The following is an 18,875-nucleotide window of genomic DNA, read 5'->3' as shown; positions in this document are numbered from 1 at the left end:
TGCGCTTCCTTAGGGGATGGCTGGCCCCAGGCCGGGCCCTTGCGTACCGCCAAGTTTGACCGAGGCCGACTCCGCTTGGCTGCGCAGTCCCGCCTGGCTGTCCGCCTGAGCGTCCAGTTCCAATTGTTCAACATCCATGTCCAGGAATCCATGCTGGACGGCGCCATAGGAGGGCGCAACCGGCGTTTCGAGTCCAAGGTAGGAGCCGATGCGGTCCGCACACGACGAAGGGTCCGTGAACACTTCGATGGTCCACAAAGACATGTAACGCCAGCCGAGGCGCTCCAGGAGCTGGGGCCGAAGCCTGCTGCGCTCCCGGACGCTCATGCGGCGGTATCGTTCCGTGCCATCGGATTCAATGGCCACCGGCGTCGGCATTTCGGTGTCATCACGGCCGATGGTGTGTACCGGATCGGCCGCCGCGGCGATGTCCAGTGCTCCGTCATAGTGGTGCCACACCCGGGCTCCACGAGCACGGAGCCGCTCGCCCAGATCCGCCACCAACGGATCCTCACCGAGCGCCCGCTCGCTGGCGGCTGCCCTGGTTGCCGGCGTCCCCAGATCCGAATTGCCCGAGAGTTCACGGTCAAGGAGTTCATGGAAATCAACCGCCCCATGAGCCAATCTATCCAAGTCCAGGTCCTCCGGACGGAAGCAGCTCAGGACGTGCAAAGATCTGCGCGAGCGGGTCATTGCCAAAGCAAACTTGTTCCGGCCACCTTCGACGGACAGGGGACCGAAACTGTGAAGCGCCCGGCCGTGCGGAGTGCGCCCGAAGCCCAAGGAGAAGATGATGTGATCGCGGACCAATCCTTGAGCGCGCTCCAAATCCACCACGCGGAAGGACTCGGCGCCCGCGTTGAAGAAGCCGGACAGCAGAGGATAGTTGGGCAGCTGGAGCCTAATGGTTTCGCCGATCCTTGCAGCATGGCGCAGGCTTGCGGTCACCACCGCGAGGGAGGTTCGGGGCCGAAGCCTGGCGTGTTCAAAAACCAGATCCACCGCACGGTTCACTTCAGCCGCGACCGATTCCACACCTTCGTGATCCGAACCGGGCAGGCCGGTACCGTCCGGGATGTACTCAACCACAACCGAACGGTCCAGCCCCGTTACGGATTGGCCGTCCGGCAGCCGACGCAGGCCGCCGTCGTAGTAATTCTTGCTCAGCTGCAGCACCAGATCTTCATCGACAGCCCGGTACACCCAGTTCAGTTGCCAAGTCGGCAAGACGCGGGCCAATGCACTGAAGGCACTGTCCACCGCGTCCTGGCTCGTGACGCCTGCCATGGGAGGCTCCACGGCCACGCTAAAGGTGCGGGCATTGGCGGTCTTCGCATCACCGAAGGCGATGACTTGTTCGGCCCGGGCGATTGCCGGCAGCACAGCCTGCAAAGATGTGCTCTCGGCATCAAGAATTACCACCGCGTCGAACTTCTGTTCGGCAGGCAAAAGCCCGGTCAGCAGGTACGGGCTGATGGACCACACCGGCACCAGCCTGGAAACCAAAGCCGGCGCCTGGGCGCTGAGCGCCGAGAGAGTAACGCGGCCATCCTTGATCAGATTCCGCAGGAGCTCTGCCTGACGGGGATGTTCCGCAATTCCAGCGCGCCACATTTCGGCGAGCTTCCACCGCAGCCGGGCTCCACCGCTGGCAATGTGCGCCTGATCCGCCAGGCGGTACTCGGCTTCGAGACGGCGCAGGGAATCGCCGTCGGACATGGCAAGGTAGTCGTCACCACTGATCATGGCTTCCAGGGCGGACTGCCACCAGGCAAGGTCCAGTTCCGCACCAACGGATTCGACGGGGACTTCGCGCTCCGCCAAATCCGCAATAAGCTCGCCGAGTCCGTGTTCGCGCATGTTCTCGACCAAAAGCGTACGTTCCGGCAGAGTCTCGAGGGTTCCCGTATCCGCTACAAGACGTTCAAGACGCTCCATGAGGGCTTCGTAGCGGGTCGCGTGGAGGTCGCCGCCGTCGGCCGTGTGTTTGAGGCAGTCCCCCAGACGGCGAAGATCCCGGTCCAGTTCGCGGTACGTGGCGCCCAAGTCCGCCAGCCCGGATGGCACAGCGGGATGGCGCTGGGTGGTGGCATACCCAGCCCAAAGTGCCCGCTGCTCCTGAACAAGCGCCAAGGAACTGTGCAGATCCGCGATGTGAACACCGGGCCGGACGTATTCTTTGGCCACGCGACGCAAGCGGGAGCGCTGCATCGACGGCATCTCGAGGCCCTGCTCACGACGCCATGCGGAGGTGGCAGTAGCCGAAATCAGATCGTGGACCGGCCGGTCAAAGATATCCGGGGTGAATTTATCCAGGCTCTCGCGAACCGCCATCAACAGCTCAAGCTGCGAGCCCCATTCGGCGAAGTTCGTCCCAAGCCGGATTTCAGAGTGCTCCGCAATTCGGTTCATCCGTTCCCGCAGCTTGGGAAGGTGCTCGGCGGCGGTGCTGGCCAGTTGCTGGGCTTCCTCAGTCTCTTTGCGAGTGACCAGGCGCGCACCGTACCAGGGGCTCGACGTCGACGCCTTGCTGAAGCTGCCAAGTTCGGCGGCGCGGCGAAGCCTTGCAGCCAATTCAGCGCGGTCTTTGATGTTGTCCAGGACACTGCGCTTCAGGCGCACTGTGGTGGCGGGGGCAGGCTGGATGGAGGTCAGCTCCGCGAGCGACTGCATTGCCTGATAGGGCGAGCATCCCCAGCGCTGGCGAACGTTGTGCAAAGACGCAACATGGTCCATGAGTGCATGGCGGTGCTCGGTCAGGGTCTTGTGAAGATTCGCAAGTTGGGGTTCCAGCGACTTCTCGTTGCGGATGATCGCGCTGACCAGCTGGCCCTTGAGCTGCTGGGCCGTGGCACCATTGCCCGGCCTGAACAGCATCGACTCAAGGCCAAGGGCTTCAAAATTGCTGGCGAGGCCGTTGAGGCTCGCTCGCCGGTCGCCCACCACCAGTACCGATTTGCCCTCGTTGACAAGCGCGCCAATGGCATTGATGGCCGTTTGGGTCTGGCCGCTGCCTGGTGGGGTGCTGACCACCAGCGAATCGCCTGCCCGGACGGCATCCACGACGTACTGCTGGTCAGCGTCGGCATCCAGGAGCAGCGACTCCTCGGCAGGATCGCGCTCGTCAAGGTTTGGGAACCGCCCTGACTTAATTGGCTCAGGTTCGACGTCCCCGCCGTTGGCGGCTCCGAACAAGGATGCAACGACGCTGCTGTTTTCGTTGATCCAAGGGTCGTCCAGGTTCCCGGACAAATCCGCCAAGGTCGTTATGAGGAGATTGGGGGTTACCTCGGCACCAGGGATCGGCTGCACCAGCGTAGCAAGGCGGTCAAGGACCGGCTGGGGATCGAGGCGCGCGGTGTTGTAGGCCATGCGGCTCACGGCATTGACGTCGAAGACAATTCCATGGACGGTCTTCAAATGCCGGACCAACGCAGGATTGATGCCCGCTTGCTCCGTGAGTTGCAGCTCGTAGTCATCTTCGCCGGGCCGGGCCGTGAGCGAAATGGCGGCCAACATGACGGGAGCAGAGACACGCTGGGGCTTTCCTCCGACGGCCGATGTCCAGACGACCGTTCCGCAGGACAAGTAGCCGGCGTCGATCCCCCGGTCGTTGCCCAGCTCGAAGATCTTCGAGCGAAGGTTCCTGGCAGCACGGGCGGCAACAAGATATTGCTGGCGATCCCGGATCAGGGTGGAAAGACGGGTTCGACGTCCAGCGAGGAGCTGTGCGAGCCCTGAAGGGTGGCCGTTGCTAAGGTCGATCGACCCTTCCGGCGTCTTGACGAAGCGCAGCATGGTGTCCGCGCCAGTCACAGGTTTGAGCCCCGATAGCCATTTCCGGAGCTCTGCAGAGCTCTCTTCATGGCTTTGACCTACTGACACCGCTGCCTTCTTTTCTGTTCTAGCTCGAGACGACTTGGACCAAATCGGCATACTTTCGAGAGTAGCTGGAATCGACCGGCAGTCCGCACTGCAACACTGCTGGAAAGGCAAATTACCCGTGATTTCAGGGGAAATACAAAGTGACCGGTCTCTGGGAAGAGACCGGTCACTCAGAACGCTATTCCCACTCGATGGTTCCCGGGGGCTTGCTGGTGACGTCCAGTACCACTCGGTTGACTCCGGCTACCTCGTTGGTGATCCTGTTGGAGATCCTCGCGAGGAGATCATAAGGGAGCCTCGACCAGTCAGCAGTCATGGCGTCCTCGGAAGAAACGGGACGAAGCACGATCGGGTGTCCATAAGTGCGTCCGTCGCCTTGAACGCCGACGCTGCGGACATCGGCCAGCAGCACCACCGGCATCTGCCAGACATCGTTGTCGAGTCCGGCCGCAGTGAGCTCGGCGCGCGCGATTGCGTCTGCTTTGCGCAGCAGGTCCAGGCGTTCTTTGTTCACTTCTCCGACAATGCGGATACCGAGGCCCGGACCAGGGAACGGTTGGCGTCCAACGATTTCCTGCGGAAGGCCAAGCTGTGCGCCTACGGCGCGAACCTCGTCCTTGAACAGTGCGCGGAGCGGCTCAACGAGTTCGAACTGCAGATCCTCAGGCAAGCCGCCCACGTTATGGTGGCTCTTGATGTTCGCAGCACCTTCGCCTCCGCCGGATTCGACGACGTCCGGGTAAAGGGTGCCTTGGACGAGGAACTTGATGCTCTCGCCTTCGGACGCCGCCTGGGCGATGATGGCCCGCTCTGCTTCTTCGAACGCACGAATGAACTCGCGGCCAATGATCTTGCGCTTCGTCTCGGGATCGCTGACCCCGGCCAGGGCGGACAGGAAACGCTCCTGCTCGTTTGCCACGTAAAGCTTGACGCCGGTCGCGGCAACGAAGTCGCGTTCGACCTGTTCGGCTTCGCCTTCACGCAGCAGACCGTGGTCCACGAACACACAGGTGAGCTGGTCTCCCACGGCGCGCTGCACGAGCGCTGCGGCAACGGCCGAGTCGACGCCGCCGGAGAGGCCGCAGATGACCTTGGAATCACCGACCTGCTGGCCGATCCGATCCACCTGCTCTTCGAGGATGTTGCCGGTGGTCCAGTTCGGCTTCAGGCCCGCTCCGTTGAACAAGAAGTTCTCCAGAACCTGCTGGCCGTGGGCCGAGTGCTTGACCTCCGGGTGCCACTGCACGCCGTAGAGGTGCTTCTCCTCGTTCGCGAAAGCGGCTACAGGTGCGCCGGCGGTGGTCGCCAGGACCTCGAAGCCTGCCGGGGCTTCATGCACGGAATCTCCGTGGCTCATCCAGGTGTTCTGGGAGTCCGGGATGCCCGCCAAGATGGAGCGTGCCTCGCCAACCGTGGTGGCCTCGGTGGCGCCGTACTCGCGCAACCCGGTCTGTGCGACCTTGCCGCCCAGCGCGTTGGCCATGGCCTGGAAGCCGTAGCAAATACCGAAGACAGGTACGCCGGCCTCGAAAAGGTCTGCGCCAACCCTCGGGGCACCCTCGGCGTAAACGCTTGAAGGACCGCCGGAAAGGATGATGGCTGCCGGGTTCTTGGCCAGAAGCTGCTCGGTGGTGAAAGTGTGCGGAACAATTTCCGAGTACACATTCGCCTCACGGACGCGGCGTGCAATCAGCTGCGCGTACTGGGCACCGTAGTCAACAACCAGCACCGGCTTCTGGGAAGTCTGAGCTTCAGAACTGAAGGGTGCGGTGGGAGTAGTCACCGTAACAGCCTACTTTGCCGGGATGCCCCGGTGCACCTTGAAGCCGGTCGTGAAGCCGGCAAACCGGCCCCGACGTTAGCGATCTCACAATGCCCGCCGCGCCCCGCTGATCAGTACCGCTTGGACGCCTGCGGATTGGCGGCCAGTTCCGCTTCCACCTCCGAGTGGAACTTCTTCTCCACAATGAAGGACATGAGCGGTACAACCCCACCCAGGGCAAGCAGGATGAGCTTCGTGAACGGCCAGCGCATGAGGGACCACAAACGGAAGTCCGAGATGAGGTAAACCACGTACATCCAGCCGTGGACGATCAGTACCGTCACGGAGACGTTGACGCCGCCGGGGACTGCCTTCGACTCCGCGTCAGCGAACCCGAAGCCGAAGGGCTGCCCGGTGATGGCGTTCGTACCCCCGGCAAAGAGGTACACGCCGAACACGTAACGCGCCACGAGCTCGGCGCACAGGAGCAAGAGCATGGTGCCGGTGAGGTAGGCCATGACCTTGTAGAACTTCAGGGCCGAGCGGATCTGGGCCGTGGTCCCACCGAAGCGGCGCTTCTTGGCCGTGGCTGGCTTCGCGCCGGAGTCTCCCCACTGTTCGGGCTGGATGGCCGGTTTGGGCTCAATCATGGCTTTACCTGTTCTGGCTTGGTAACGGCTGGGAAATCGTCTGATGGGAATTCGTCGTCGGGCTCTTCCTCTTCGAGGGTGCGCCGGTAGTCGTCGGCGACCATTCGCCACCAGATGTAGAGGGCGAATCCTGCGAAGACCACCCATTCCACGGAGTAGAAAAGGTTGAGCCAGTTGATCTGTTGGTTGGGAGGCTGGGCCGGGATATTGAGGGGCTTCAGCTGCTCCGGAAGCGCGAGGGTCTTGCCTGCCGATATCTCCGACGTTGCGGCGACGAAGCCCGGATAGCTTGAAATCTCCCACGTGTTGATGAGTTCCGCGACCGAAACCGCGGACGCGCGGCCCGCTCCGGCGTCGACGTTTGGCACTGGGGCCTCGGACGGCAGGAGCCGTCCGGTCAGTTCAATAGTGCCCGACGGCGGCGGGCTGGCCTGTGCGGGATCGGCGACCCAACCGCGCGCCACGGGGATCCAGGTCTTCGGCGAAGCGCCAACGCCGTGGAGAACGGGAGCACCGTCGACAGCAAATGCGGTTACTACCCAGTATCCTTTTTGACCAGCCAGCAGACGGCCCTCCACAAGGACCTGCTTGGCAGGGTCGTAGCTGCCTTTCGCGCTAACCATTTGATCCGAGACGGACCCAGGAAAGAAGGTGCCGGGCTGCAGGACTCCGGTGAGGGGCCTGACTTGCTCCGCGGAGGGATCAACTGGCACGTCACTCTGGGTGGATCTGCCGAACTGCCACTGGCTGAGCAGCACGAACACCCCGGAGAGCAGGAGCGCGAAGACAAGTCCTGCGATCCAGCGGGGCTTCAGAGCGGTTTTCAACACCCCTTAACCGTACTTCGTCAAGCTGTAGAACAGCTAAACGAGAGTGGGGCAGCAGGGTCCCTAGAGTGGGGCAGCAGGGTCCCTACGTGGCGCGGAACGCGACACGAAAGGGCCTGCCCCAATCTTTAGTGGTCGAAGAACACCAGGCTTGAGTTGATCAGTTCGGCGATGACCTCCGGATCGTGGGCTCGCCGGAGGGATTCCCTAAACGATTCCTTGGAAAGTGACCGCGCCAAGGTGGCCAGGACTTCCAAGTGGTCCGAGAATGAACTGGCCGGTGTGGCGATGAGCAGGACCAGGGTGGCCGGACCGTCGCTGGCACCGAAGTCGAGGGAGTGTCCGAACTTGGTGACTCCGACGGCGATGGACACTCGGGAAACAAACTCGCTGCGGGCGTGCGGCAAACCAATGCCGCCTGGAAGCCCGGTGGCGAGTTGGTGTTCCCGGGAGTTGACGTGTTCGAGGAAGCCCTCAAGGTCCGTGATACGCCCGGCGGCATAGAGCCGTTCCGCGAGCTGGCCCGCGGCATCTGTCTTGTCGACCGCTTCCATCTCCAGGATGATGGTCTCCGGCGTCGTCAGTTCGGCATCATACGGGTCCAGTGGTTCCGCCAAGTCGTTTCCCTCCAGTGTGCCCAGCTACCCCCGGGCGCTCAGCGCAGGGGAACGATGTCATCGACGCCCATTCGCGCGGCATCGGCTGATTCGTCGTCGGGCTGCTGTTGGCTGAGCCGTTCAGCTTCCACCCGGGCCAGGTAGTGCTTGATTTCGCTTTCCCGCTGAGCGTCGCTCCAGCCAAGAATTTCTCCCATCAGCTTAGCGACAACAGGGACCGCGGAAACACCTCTGTCCCAGGACTCTATCGAGATGCGGGTGCGCCGGGTCAGGACATCGTGGACGTGCCGGGCGCCTTCGTGGGTCGTGGCGTAGACGACTTCTGCCGCCAGATAGTCGTCGGCGCCGGGCAGCGGCTCGGCCATAGCCGGGTTGTCCTTGATGACAGCCAGGACTTCCGGCGTCATCGAACCGTAGCGGTTGAGCAAATGTTCCACCCTGGCGACGTGGATTCCGACCTCATCCGCGGTTCTCCCCCGGCGGTTCCATGCGGCCTTGAATCCCTCGGCGCCCAGCAGCGGGATGGTATCCGTGCAACTCGCAGGAACACGCTCGTCCATCGCCCGGGTTGCTTCGTCGACCGCATCCTTGGCCATGACCCGGTACGTTGTGAATTTGCCGCCGGCAACCACCACAAGCCCTGGAACGGGGTGGGCCACCACGTGTTCGCGGGAAAGTTTGGCGGTGGAGTCACTCTCCCCAGCCAACAGTGGACGAAGGCCTGCGTACACGCCCTCGACGTCCTCCCTCGTCAGGGGCCGTTTCAAGACGCGGTTGACGTGCTCCAGAACATAGTCGATGTCCTTGGTGGACGCGGCAGGGTGCGCCTTATCCAGCTTCCAATCGGTGTCCGTTGTGCCGATGATCCAATGCCTGCCCCAGGGGATGACGAACAGCACGGACTTCTCGGTCCTCAGGATCAATCCGACGGTGGACTGGAAGCGGTCGCGCGGAACCACGAGGTGGATGCCCTTGGAAGCGCGGACCTTGAGTTGGCCGCGATCCGTCACCATGGCCTGGGTCTCGTCCGTCCAGACCCCCGTGGCGTTGACCACTTGCTTGGCGCGGACTTCGACGATGCTGCCGTCCTCCTGGTTTTCCACTTTCGCGCCCACCACGCGTTCGCCTTCGCGCACGAATGACACCACGCGCATCCTGTTCACGGCGTGGGCTCCGTAGTGTGCCGCGGTGCGGACGACGTTGACCACCAGCCTCGCATCGTCAACCTGCGCGTCGTAGTACCGAATGGAGCCGACGAATGCATCGCTCTTGAGGCTAGGGGCCGCCCGAAGTGTTCCACGCCGGAAGAGGTGTTTGTGCATGGGAACACCGCGGCTGTGGCCTGAGGTGAGGCCAAGCGTGTCGTAGAGGAAGATGCCGGCGCCCACGTACGGCCGTTCCCAAAAACGCCGGGTCAACGGATACAGGAACGGGACCGGCCGGACAAGGTGCGGCGCGATTTGTTGGATCAGCAACCCGCGTTCCTTGAGCGCCTCCTGGACCAGCGCAAAGTCAAGCATTTCGAGGTAGCGGAGCCCGCCGTGAATCAGCTTCGAGGACCTCGACGACGTGCCCGAAGCCCAGTCCCGGGCCTCGACAATGCCCACGGACAACCCGCGGGTCACTGCGTCAAGGGCTGCCCCGGCCCCGACTACGCCTCCGCCGACGATCAGGATGTCGAGTTCCTGGCCGGGCTCGGTGGTGCCCCTCAGGACTTCGATGGATCTGGCGCGCGCCTGCGGGCTCAATGCACCGGCTGATGCATCATCCCTCTGCGAACCATCTGCAACACTGCTCATCGGACGCCTCCAATCGCACAAAGCCCGTAGTTCCCCACACTACTTCTTGTGCGCGGGCTTGGGCAGGGTTTTCACCCGGCGGCCAGGATGACCCGGACGGCAGCCTACTGACCCGAGTAAGGCGAGACGACGACGTCGACCCGCTGGAATTCCTTCAGGTCCGAATAGCCTGTAGTCGCCATCGAACGGCGTAGCGCGCCGATCAGGTTGGAGGTGCCGTTGGTGTGGTGGCCCGGCCCGAATAGCACTTCCTCAAGCGGTCCAACCGTGCCCACGTTGACCCTGTCGCCGCGGGGAAGTTCGAGGTGGTGGGCTTCCTGGCCCCAGTGCCAGCCCTTGCCCGGCGCTTCGTCCGCACGGGCCAAGGCGCTGCCGAGCATGACTGCGTCGGCGCCCATCGCGATGGCTTTGACGATGTCACCCGAAGAACCCATGCCGCCGTCGGCGATCACATGCACGTACCTTCCACCGGACTCGTCCATGTAGTCGCGGCGGGCGGCTGCGACGTCGGAAATGGCCGAGGCCATGGGCGAATGGATGCCGAGTGCCCGGCGCGTGGTGGTGGTTGCGCCTCCGCCGAAGCCCACCAGAACGCCGGCCGCGCCGGTACGCATGAGATGCAGGGCCGGGGTGTATCCGGCGGCCCCGCCGACGATCACCGGAACGTCGAGTTCGTAGATGAACTGCTTGAGGTTCAACGGTTCGTGGTTCTTGGAAACATGCTCAGCCGAGACGGTGGTGCCCCGGATGACGAAGATGTCAACGCCGGCAGCAACGACCGTCTTGTAGTGCTCCTGGGTGCGCTGCGGCGTGAGCGAGCCGGCCACGGTCACGCCGGAAGCACGGATTTCCGCGAGCCTGCTGGTGATCAGTTCGGGCTGGATGGGGGCCTTGTAGAGCTCCTGCATGCGCCGCGTGACAGCAGGGCTGGCAGTTTCATCCTCGAGGGCGGAGATCTCGTCCAAAACGGATTGCGGGTCCTCGTAGCGGGTCCACAGGCCTTCAAGGTCCAGCACGCCCAGACCGCCAAGCCGGCCAAGGGCAATGGCAGTTTCAGGCGACATGGCGGAGTCCATCGGCGCGGCGATCACCGGCATCTCAAACTTGTAGGCATCAATCTGCCATGAGACGGAGACGTCCTTGGGGTCGCGCGTCCGGCGGTTGGGGACGATCGCGATGTCATCCAGGGAGTAGGCACGACGCCCACGCTTGCCACGGCCAATCTCAATCTCATAAGTCACTGCTCTAGGTTATCCCAGTGCAACGAGATGTACTGGCAGGGAAGCGTCATGGTGACGAGCGCAGTGCTGCGGAAATAAGCAAGCCCGCCACCTCGTGATGACGGCGGCGGGCTCGCTTGAAACTGACTGTCTAGCGTGAACCGTAGTTCGGAGCCTCGACGGTCATCTGGATGTCATGCGGGTGGGACTCCTTCAGCCCTGCCGCGGTGATGCGCACAAACTTGCCGCGCGCCTTGAGCTCGGCGATGGTTGGCGCACCCGTGTAGAACATGGTCTGGCGCAGGCCGCCCACCAACTGGTATGCCACCGAGGAAAGTGGACCGCGGTACGCGACGCGGCCCTCGATGCCTTCGGGGATGAGCTTGTCATCTCCGGAAACGTCCGCCTGGAAATACCGGTCCTTCGAGTAGGACGTGTTCTTGCCACGGGACTGCATGGCTCCAAGGGAACCCATGCCGCGGTAGCTCTTGAACTGCTTGCCATTGACGAAGATCAGCTCGCCGGGCGATTCGTCACAGCCAGCCAACAAAGAACCGAGCATGACGGTGTCGGCGCCGGCCACGAGGGCCTTGCCGATATCGCCCGAGTACTGCAGCCCGCCGTCGGCGATGAGCGGAACACCGGCGGGGATGGCTGCCTTGGAGGACTCATAGATAGCCGTGATCTGGGGGACGCCAACACCGGCAACAACGCGAGTGGTGCAGATGGAGCCGGGACCAACGCCCACCTTGATGCCATCGGCACCGGCGTCGATTAGCGCCTGGGCGCCTTCGCGGGTGGCAGCCTGACCGCCGATGATGTCCACGTGCGCGGCAACAGGATCGGACTTCAGGCGAGTGATCATGTCCAGGACGCCCTGCGAGTGGCCGTTGGCGGTATCCACGAACAATGCGTCCACGCCGGCGTCGATCAGCGTCATGGCCCGTTCCCAACCATCGCCGAAGAACCCGATGGCGGCACCGACGCGGAGGCGGCCTTCCTCGTCCTTCGTTGCGAGCGGGTACTGCTCGGCCTTGGTGAAGTCCTTGGTGGTGATGAGGCCCTTGAGGCGTCCCTGCTCGTCAACGAGGGGCAGCTTCTCGATCTTGTTGGTGGCCAGCTTGTGCGAGGCCTCTTCGCGGCTGATGCCAACGTGGCCCGTGATGAGGGGCATCTTGGTCATGACGTCGCTAACAAGCCGCAGCGGGAAGTCGGACTCCGGCACAAAGCGGGTGTCGCGGTTGGTGACAATACCCAGCAGGCGGCCATCCGGGTCAATCACCGGGAGGCCGGAAACCCGGTAACGGGAGCACAGCTCGTCCAGTTCCTGCAGGGTGGCTTCCGGGTGGATAGTCAGGGGGTTGGTGATCATCCCGGACTCGGAGCGCTTGACGCGGTCGACGTGATCGGCCTGGTCTTCGATCGACAAGTTGCGGTGGATCACGCCAAGACCGCCTTGGCGGGCCATGGCGATGGCCATGCGTGATTCAGTGACGGTGTCCATGGCGGCGGACAGCAGGGGCGTCTGGACCGAGATGCGCTTGGAGATCCGGGAGGAAGTGTCGGCCTCGGACGGGATGACGTTGGTGTGCCCTGGCAGCAACAGGACGTCGTCATAGGTCAGGCCAATAAAGCCAAAGGGATCGTGTTCGGGCTGGGTCATGAGTGCGCCTCTTACCTTGGTTCTTGGGGTTGCTCTGGTAGGGGTTGCAGCTGATGACCAGCCCGTCATTACGGGACTGGCCTGTGCAGAAAGGTTCTGAATAAATAGTAGAACCTCGCCGCCGATCCCCATATTCCGCACGGGCAATGTGAGCAACGGCACCTGGGGCACACGGCGTCGAGGTTCCTTCCGCTCAGCTCCACCCCGTGGCAGCCATGAACGCCTTCTCGAAGTACGGGGTCAACGTCTTCATGTAGGTAGCGGTCACATGGTTGTCGTCCTTATAGACAATGACGTTCCCGATCACGGCCGGACAGTTTGAATCGGGGCAGAAATATTTGGAGAGATCCAAGAACTTCGTGTTGGGGAGCTCCCCGGCCACTGCGGCTGTCGGAGAGTCTTCGGAGTAGATTTCGGCGCGCTGGGAACCACAGGCAATATATGCTCCGGGATTCTTCTCAAGGCAGGCCGGAACGGGTTGTGCTTCGCGTGGAGTGTCTCGGAGGGCAACCACTTGGATCCCTGCGTCGTTGAGCGTCTTCACCTCCGTGACCCATGAAGGATCGAGCCGCTCGGGTATGTCGCTCTGCGCATTGGTGCGGGTGCTGGTGGTAACCACAACATCCGGCTTCATCTTCAGGACTTCAGCGAGCGTGGCCTTGTTGAAGTCAACGCAGCTCTGGGTGATGTCTGCCGCGGTGTCCTCGCCAAGCGGGCAAAATCCCTTCGTGATGGACGTAAGGCTCCAGTTATTCTTTGCGGCCATGGTCAGTAGCGGCGTGTTCAGCACGTGGGCGTGCGAACTGCCTATGACAACAACGTTTTTAGTCCCGTTCGTGATCCCGTTGGTGCAGCGATTAACGAAGTCCTGTGCGTCCGCAGTCCCTTTGCAGGGAGTCGGGAAAACCGGCCAGTCGGCATCAACAAAGGTCATGCTTGGAACCAAGGGCACGCTCGGATCGGGAGTGTAGATGATATCCCCGCCAACTGCTGCTGCACCCGGGTTGCGAGCGTCCATATTCGCAAGCAACGCACGGTTTGTCTGCTCGATCTGCAGGGGCCAGCCCGTGAGCGGCAAGATGGCCACGGTAGCCGCGGCAACCAGCGAAATCACGCTCCTGCGCCGGTTCGCCTCGGGCCACGTCCACTCCCGCCACGGCTTCTCGACGAACTTTGTGGTCAAAACAGCCAAGAGGAAAGCGCCAATGATGATCACAGTGCCGGACAACCAACCGGCGTGGGTCTTTCCAGACCATGCCAAATAGATGACCAACATGGGCCAGTGCCACAGGTAGAGGGCGTATGAATTGTTGCCCATGCGGACCAGCGGCTTGGAACTGAGGATTCGGTCGACTCCGAACCGGCTCTCCGTCTGTCCCGCCGCGAGCAAGCATGCCGCGGCCAGTGTGGGCCACAATGCGGCCAACCCTGGGAACGCTGCCTCGACATCGAGAATGAACCCGCAACTGAGCATCGCCAGGATGCCGATCCACCCAAGGACGATCCTCGCTGACCTCGGGATTTTCACCATGGGAAGGAAGAGGGCCAGAAGCGTTCCGAGTGCAAACTCCCAAAGCCTGGCCCCCGTCGAGAAATACGCTGCCGATTGGTCCGTTGCGGTGAAAACCACGGAATACACCAGCGAAACGAGGAAGACCAAGCCGAAGATGTAGCGGAGAAGGGGAACGTAGGTGAGCCGGTACCGCCTTGCCACCCAGCCTGCTCCAACGAGGATGATCGGCCAGACGATAAAGACCTGTCCTTGGATGGACAGCGACCAGAAATGCTGGAGCGGGCTGGCCAGGCTGTGGTCCGCCGCATAGTAGTTGACTGCCTGGGACTGCAGGAGGAAGTTTTCGGCGTAGAAGAGTGAAGCCCAACCCTGCTGGATGGTGTCCAACCAGCGCGTGGCCGGCATGAAGATGTAAGTTGCGGCCAGCGTTCCAACGATGACCGTCACTGCTGCAGGCAAGAGCCGGCGGAAGTGGTGCAGCCAGTGCCTGATCAGCGCCGTTTGGCGCCCATCCGAGTACCGCCTTGTGAACTGCAGCGTCATGAGGAATGCAGAGATAAGGAGGAAGACATCGACGCCGCCGGAGACCCGATCGAACCAAATGTGATAGGTGACAACCATGAGCACGGCAACAGATCGAAGCCCCTGAATTTCGGGCCTGAAGGTCGACTTGGCCGCCGGTTTTACCGTCTCGCCTTGGTGCCGGGGTGGCACCAAAGCGCGCGTGGTTGTCAAAGTCTTGCCTCCAAGGGTGCTGCACGAACCGCCGATGTTACTGATTCGTAATGTTCATCGTCAATTTGGAACGCTGCCAGCCAACGACTCATCGTCCATTAGGACACGACTGTCTGGGAGCTTCCGGAAGGTTGTCTGGACCCAAGCTCGAAACAGCATCTCGGCACGAAAAGCTACGCGATACCGGCGAAATGCCCCCAGGGGAAAGCAAGAGGCCCGGCCCCCAAGGGGACCGGGCCTCGCGCATCAAACAACCAGAGTTAGTGGCTGTGGCCTGCGTGCTCGTCTTCCTCGGCCGGCTTCTCGACAACCAGGGTCTCGGTGGTGAGAACCAGGGCTGCGATGGACGCGGCGTTCTGGAGTGCGGAGCGGGTGACCTTGACGGGGTCGATCACGCCGGCGGCGATCAGGTCCTCGTACACGCCGGACTTGGCGTTGAAGCCGTGGTTGTCTTCCAGCTCGGCAACCTTGGCGACGACGACGTAGCCGTCGAAGCCGGCGTTCTGGGCAATCCAGCGAAGCGGCTGGGTCAGGGCGCGCCGGACGATGCCGACGGCGGCAGCCGCGTCACCCTCCAGGGCCTTGACTGCAGCGTCCTCGTCCAGTGCCTTGAGGGCGTGGATGAGGGCAGAGCCACCGCCGGAGACGATGCCTTCTTCAAGGGCAGCACGCGTGGAGGACACTGCGTCCTCGATGCGGTGCTTCTTTTCCTTGAGCTCAACCTCGGTGGCTGCGCCGACCTTGATGACGCCGATGCCACCCGCCAGCTTGGCAAGCCGTTCCTGCAGCTTTTCCCGGTCCCAGTCGGAGTCGGTGCGGGTCAGCTCGGCACGGATCTGGGCGACGCGCGCTGCGACGTCCTCCGCCGTGCCAGCGCCGTCAACGATCGTGGTGTTGTCCTTGGTGACAGTGATTCGGCGTGCAGTGCCCAGGACCTCGAGGCCAACCTGGTCCAGGGACAGGCCGAGCTCCGGGGAGACAACCTGCGCGCCGGTCAGGGTGGCGATGTCCTGCAGCATGGCCTTGCGGCGGTCACCGAAGCCCGGAGCCTTGACGGCAACGACGTTCAGGGTTCCACGGATGCGGTTCACGATCAGCGTGGACAGTGCCTCGCCGTCGATGTCCTCGGCAATGATGAAGAGCGGCTTTGCTGCCTGCAGGGCCTTCTCAAGGAGCGGCAGGAATTCCTGCAGCGAGGAGATCTTGCCCTGGTTGATCAGGATGAGCGCGTCTTCGAGGACAGCTTCCTGGCGTTCCGCGTCAGTGACGAAGTACGGGGACAGGTAGCCCTTGTCGAACTGCATGCCCTCGGTGAGGACCAGTTCGGTCTGGGTGGTGGAGGACTCTTCGATGGTAATGACGCCATCCTTGCCGACCTTGCCGAAGGCCTCGGCCAGCAGTTCGCCAACCTCGTCGCTCTGGGCGGAGATCGCTGCAACGCTGGCAACCTGGGTGCCTTCCACTTCGCGGGCGTTCTCCAGGAGGCGGGCAGCAACGGCCTGGACTGAGACCTCGATGCCGCGCTTGATTTCACCAGGGGCGGCGCCTGCGGCAACGTTGCGCAGGCCTTCCTTGACGAGTGCCTGTGCCAGCACGGTGGCTGTGGTGGTGCCGTCGCCTGCGACGTCGTTGGTCTTGGTGGCGACTTCCTTGGCCAGCTGTGCGCCAAGGTTCTCGTACGGGTCGTCGAGTTCGACTTCACGGGCGATGGTCACGCCGTCGTTGGTGATGGTGGGTGCGCCCCACTTCTTGTCCAGAACGACGTTGCGGCCGCGCGGGCCGAGGGTCACTTTGACGGTGTTGGCGAGCTTGTCAATGCCTGCTTCGAGCGAGCGGCGGGCAGCGTCGTTGAACGCTAGCTGCTTTGCCATGGTTGTGTCCTTTCAAGACGGAAAACCCGCACCGCCGATCAGTCAGAAGAAGTTCGACTCGATCTGCGATGCGGGATCCAGGAAATTACTTAACGACGATCGCCAGAACGTCGCGGGCGGACAGAACGAGGTACTCGTTGCCGCCGGTCTTGACTTCAGTTCCGCCGTACTTGGAGTAGATAACGATGTCACCAACGGTTACATCGACAGGTACGCGGTTGCCGTTGTCGTCGAAGCGGCCTGGGCCAACTGCAACAACTTCGCCTTCCTGCGGCTTTTCCTGTGCCGTGTCCGGGATAACCAGGCCGGAAGCCGTGGTCTGCTCTGCTTCGAGCGGGCGGACAACAATGCGATCCTCGAGAGGCTTAATGGAGACCGACACTCGGATCTCTCCTTTACGTGAGGTAGTACATGGACTATCAAACCAGGGGTGCCGTGGCGTGCTTACCGTCGTCGCGGTGCCGGTAAGTGCCTGGCGGCATGATTAGCACCCACCTAGGGAGAGTGCTAATCAAGACTCTATGTAAGCATTAGCACTCGGTCAAGGCGAGTGCCAGAATTCCGTCGCGGGTGAACGGCGGCAGGCCGCCACGGAGTCAATTGGCTCATTGCCCGGCGAGGTCGTCGAAGTCCACGTCCTCGCCGTCGTCGTACTCTTCTTCCGGCGCCGTTTCGCGGTTCAGGTAGAGCAGTACACCGCTGGCGAGCGCGACGACGCCGGACACCACCAGTCCGACGATCGCGCCGATCCGGGCACCTGTGTAGGTGTCCCGGATGTCGCGGGCCTCGTCCGTGGCGTCCTGGACGCTCTTTCCGGTCATGGAGTAGGTGGCCGCGTCGAAGGAGTCGAGGAAGAAAATAATGATCAAGAGCGCGATGCAGACGATGGCAATCGCAGCACCCGCAATGAGCGCAGGACGGGCATACTTGGAGAGATTTCCGGCGAAGGGACGTTTATCGGAGGCAGAGGGAGAACCATTGGCGTCGTCAGGCTGGCGTACTGGGTTGTCTTCCATGGCATCAACCATATCGGCCTGGATGGTCCCGGAGCCCCCTCCGCCCCGTATGACGGGCGGCCAGTAGGCTGGTTCCCATGGCTGACACACCCCAAGACCAAATTGCCCCACTGCTGACAACTGAGGGTTGGGAACTGCTGGCGTCCTTGGGACCATACCGCGATGGCGAAGCATTTGCCCTGAATGCGCGGCTGCGCAAAGACGGCCACTCCCCCGCGCTTGTGGCCGCTGTCCTCACCCAATCCAGGCTCCGCACCCGGGCCGAGGCCAAGTTCGGCGAATTCGCCCGGCAGATGCTCTTCACCCAAGCCGGCCTGGAACAGGCCACCCGGCTCAATGTGGCAGCCAGGCACGCTGAGCGCTTCGCCAAAGCAGGCACGCAGCACGTAGCGGACCTGGGCTGCGGGCTAGGGGCCGACTCCATGGCCATGGCCTCCATGGACATCAAGGTCACCGCGGTGGAACTCGACGAGACCACCGCCGCCTGCGCCACCATCAACCTCATGTCTTTCCCGCACGCAACGGTGGTGCATTCCGACGCGACGTCGGTACCCCTTGACGGGGTCGACGGCGTGTGGCTCGATCCGGCGCGCCGCACGACGTCGTCGTCTGGCACCAAACGGATCTGGGATCCGGAGGCTTTCTCGCCGCCATTCTCCTTCGTCGAATCGCTGGCAGCTACCGGCAAGTCCGTCGGGGTCAAGATGGGACCCGGGATGCCGCATGAATCGGTTCCGGCCGGCTGCGAGGCGCAGTGGGTTTCGGTGGGAGGGGATGTGACCGAGGTGACGCTGTGGTTCAACGACGTCGCGAGGCCCGGCATCCGCCGGGCGGCCCTGGTCCTCGGGCCGCAAGGCGCGGCCGAGATCACCAGCGGCGAGGATTTCGATGGCGGCCCGGTGCCCGACGTCGGGCCCGTAGAGGGATACCTGTACGAACCGGACGGTGCGGTCATCCGCGCGGGACTGGTGGCCGACGTCGCGCTCCGGCTTGGGGGCCACTTGGTGGACGAACACATCGCCTACATCTGCGCGCCCGAACTGGTGGAGACCCCGTTCGCCCGCGCCTATGAAGTCCTGGAGGTCATGCCGTACAACGTCAAGGCCCTGAAGGCGTGGGTGAAGGCCAACGGCGTCAGCGTCCTGGACATCAAGAAGCGCGGCACGTCCGTTACCCCTGAGGAATTGCGGAAACAATTGTTGCCGGCAGGAAAGGGCTCAGCGAAAGCCCGCGGGAACAAAACAGCCACCTTGGTCCTCACCAGGATCGGCGAGGAGCGGGTGGCTGTTGTAGTGGAGCCGGTAGCCTCCTGAGCAG

13 protein-coding genes are annotated in these 18,875 nt (G+C 62.8%); 1 reads left to right on the top strand and 12 read right to left on the bottom strand.

Features of this window, described 5'->3' with window-relative positions:
• Positions 1 to 9: 9 nt before the first annotated feature.
• From AC3ANQ_RS05800 to AC3ANQ_RS05745, 12 genes are all read right to left on the bottom strand, one after another.
• Positions 10 to 3,885, bottom strand: a complete 3,876-nt coding sequence (locus AC3ANQ_RS05800) for an AAA family ATPase (RefSeq protein WP_488304209.1) — start codon at positions 3,883 to 3,885, stop codon at positions 10 to 12.
• Positions 3,886 to 4,063: 178 nt separating this feature from the next.
• Positions 4,064 to 5,668, bottom strand: coding sequence for a glutamine-hydrolyzing GMP synthase (gene guaA, locus AC3ANQ_RS05795; protein WP_488304208.1), 1,605 nt, complete (start codon positions 5,666 to 5,668; stop codon positions 4,064 to 4,066).
• Between the two features lie 110 nt (positions 5,669 to 5,778).
• A complete protein-coding gene (locus AC3ANQ_RS05790; protein WP_488304207.1) occupies positions 5,779 to 6,297 on the bottom strand; it encodes a DUF3817 domain-containing protein in 519 nt (172 codons plus the stop codon).
• Positions 6,294 to 7,127: an SURF1 family protein gene (locus tag AC3ANQ_RS05785; protein WP_488304206.1), complete on the bottom strand. Its 834-nt coding sequence runs from the start codon at positions 7,125 to 7,127 to the stop codon at positions 6,294 to 6,296. The genes AC3ANQ_RS05790 and AC3ANQ_RS05785 overlap by 4 nt, the downstream gene beginning before the upstream one ends.
• 125 nt (positions 7,128 to 7,252) lie before the next feature.
• Entirely contained in the window at positions 7,253 to 7,741 is a 489-nt protein-coding gene (locus tag AC3ANQ_RS05780; RefSeq protein ID WP_488304205.1) for a PTS sugar transporter subunit IIA, read from the bottom strand.
• A 38-nt stretch (positions 7,742 to 7,779) separates the two neighbouring features.
• Positions 7,780 to 9,540 (bottom strand): glycerol-3-phosphate dehydrogenase/oxidase, encoded by a 1,761-nt coding sequence (locus AC3ANQ_RS05775; protein WP_488304204.1) that lies wholly within the window; start codon positions 9,538 to 9,540, stop codon positions 7,780 to 7,782.
• Positions 9,541 to 9,644: 104 nt separating this feature from the next.
• The gene (locus AC3ANQ_RS05770) at positions 9,645 to 10,781 is read right to left on the bottom strand and encodes a GuaB3 family IMP dehydrogenase-related protein (protein ID WP_488304203.1); all 1,137 of its coding nucleotides are present in this window, start codon (positions 10,779 to 10,781) and stop codon (positions 9,645 to 9,647) included.
• Between the two features lie 130 nt (positions 10,782 to 10,911).
• Positions 10,912 to 12,423, bottom strand: a complete 1,512-nt coding sequence (guaB, locus tag AC3ANQ_RS05765) for an IMP dehydrogenase (RefSeq protein WP_395798065.1) — start codon at positions 12,421 to 12,423, stop codon at positions 10,912 to 10,914.
• Between the two features lie 193 nt (positions 12,424 to 12,616).
• On the bottom strand, positions 12,617 to 14,671 hold the full coding sequence (locus AC3ANQ_RS05760) for an acyltransferase family protein (RefSeq protein ID WP_488304202.1): 2,055 nt from the start codon (positions 14,669 to 14,671) through the stop codon (positions 12,617 to 12,619).
• 260 nt (positions 14,672 to 14,931) lie between these two features.
• Complete coding sequence (groL, locus tag AC3ANQ_RS05755; RefSeq protein WP_395798067.1) at positions 14,932 to 16,542, bottom strand: chaperonin GroEL; 1,611 nt, start codon at positions 16,540 to 16,542, stop codon at positions 14,932 to 14,934.
• 85 nt (positions 16,543 to 16,627) lie between these two features.
• Positions 16,628 to 16,924: a co-chaperone GroES gene (gene groES, locus AC3ANQ_RS05750; protein WP_488304201.1), complete on the bottom strand. Its 297-nt coding sequence runs from the start codon at positions 16,922 to 16,924 to the stop codon at positions 16,628 to 16,630.
• Between the two features lie 223 nt (positions 16,925 to 17,147).
• Positions 17,148 to 17,558, bottom strand: coding sequence for a hypothetical protein (locus tag AC3ANQ_RS05745; RefSeq protein ID WP_488304200.1), 411 nt, complete (start codon positions 17,556 to 17,558; stop codon positions 17,148 to 17,150).
• A gap of 77 nt (positions 17,559 to 17,635) precedes the next feature.
• Between AC3ANQ_RS05745 and AC3ANQ_RS05740 the strand changes: the two genes are divergently transcribed.
• Positions 17,636 to 18,871 carry a THUMP-like domain-containing protein gene (locus AC3ANQ_RS05740; protein ID WP_488304199.1) on the top strand — a complete coding sequence of 412 codons (1,236 nt, stop codon included), beginning with the start codon at positions 17,636 to 17,638 and terminating at the stop codon, positions 18,869 to 18,871.
• Positions 18,872 to 18,875 lie beyond the last annotated feature (4 nt).

It is taken from the genome of Arthrobacter sp. DMZ02-1R, from assembly GCF_057747935.1.
This window is presented reverse-complemented; position numbering and strand designations above follow the sequence as displayed.

Bases quoted from the DNA above. Each gene is read 5' to 3' on its own strand.
- AC3ANQ_RS05740 (WP_488304199.1), top strand. From the start codon at position 17,636: ATGGCTGACACACCCCAAGACCAAATTGCCCCACTGCTGACAACTGAG.
- AC3ANQ_RS05745 (WP_488304200.1), bottom strand. From the start codon at position 17,558: ATGGAAGACAACCCAGTACGCCAGCCTGACGACGCCAATGGTTCTCCC.
- groL (WP_395798067.1), bottom strand. From the start codon at position 16,542: ATGGCAAAGCAGCTAGCGTTCAACGACGCTGCCCGCCGCTCGCTCGAA.
- guaB (WP_395798065.1), bottom strand. From the start codon at position 12,423: ATGACCCAGCCCGAACACGATCCCTTTGGCTTTATTGGCCTGACCTAT.
- AC3ANQ_RS05775 (WP_488304204.1), bottom strand. From the start codon at position 9,540: ATGAGCAGTGTTGCAGATGGTTCGCAGAGGGATGATGCATCAGCCGGT.
- AC3ANQ_RS05790 (WP_488304207.1), bottom strand. From the start codon at position 6,297: ATGATTGAGCCCAAACCGGCCATCCAGCCCGAACAGTGGGGAGACTCC.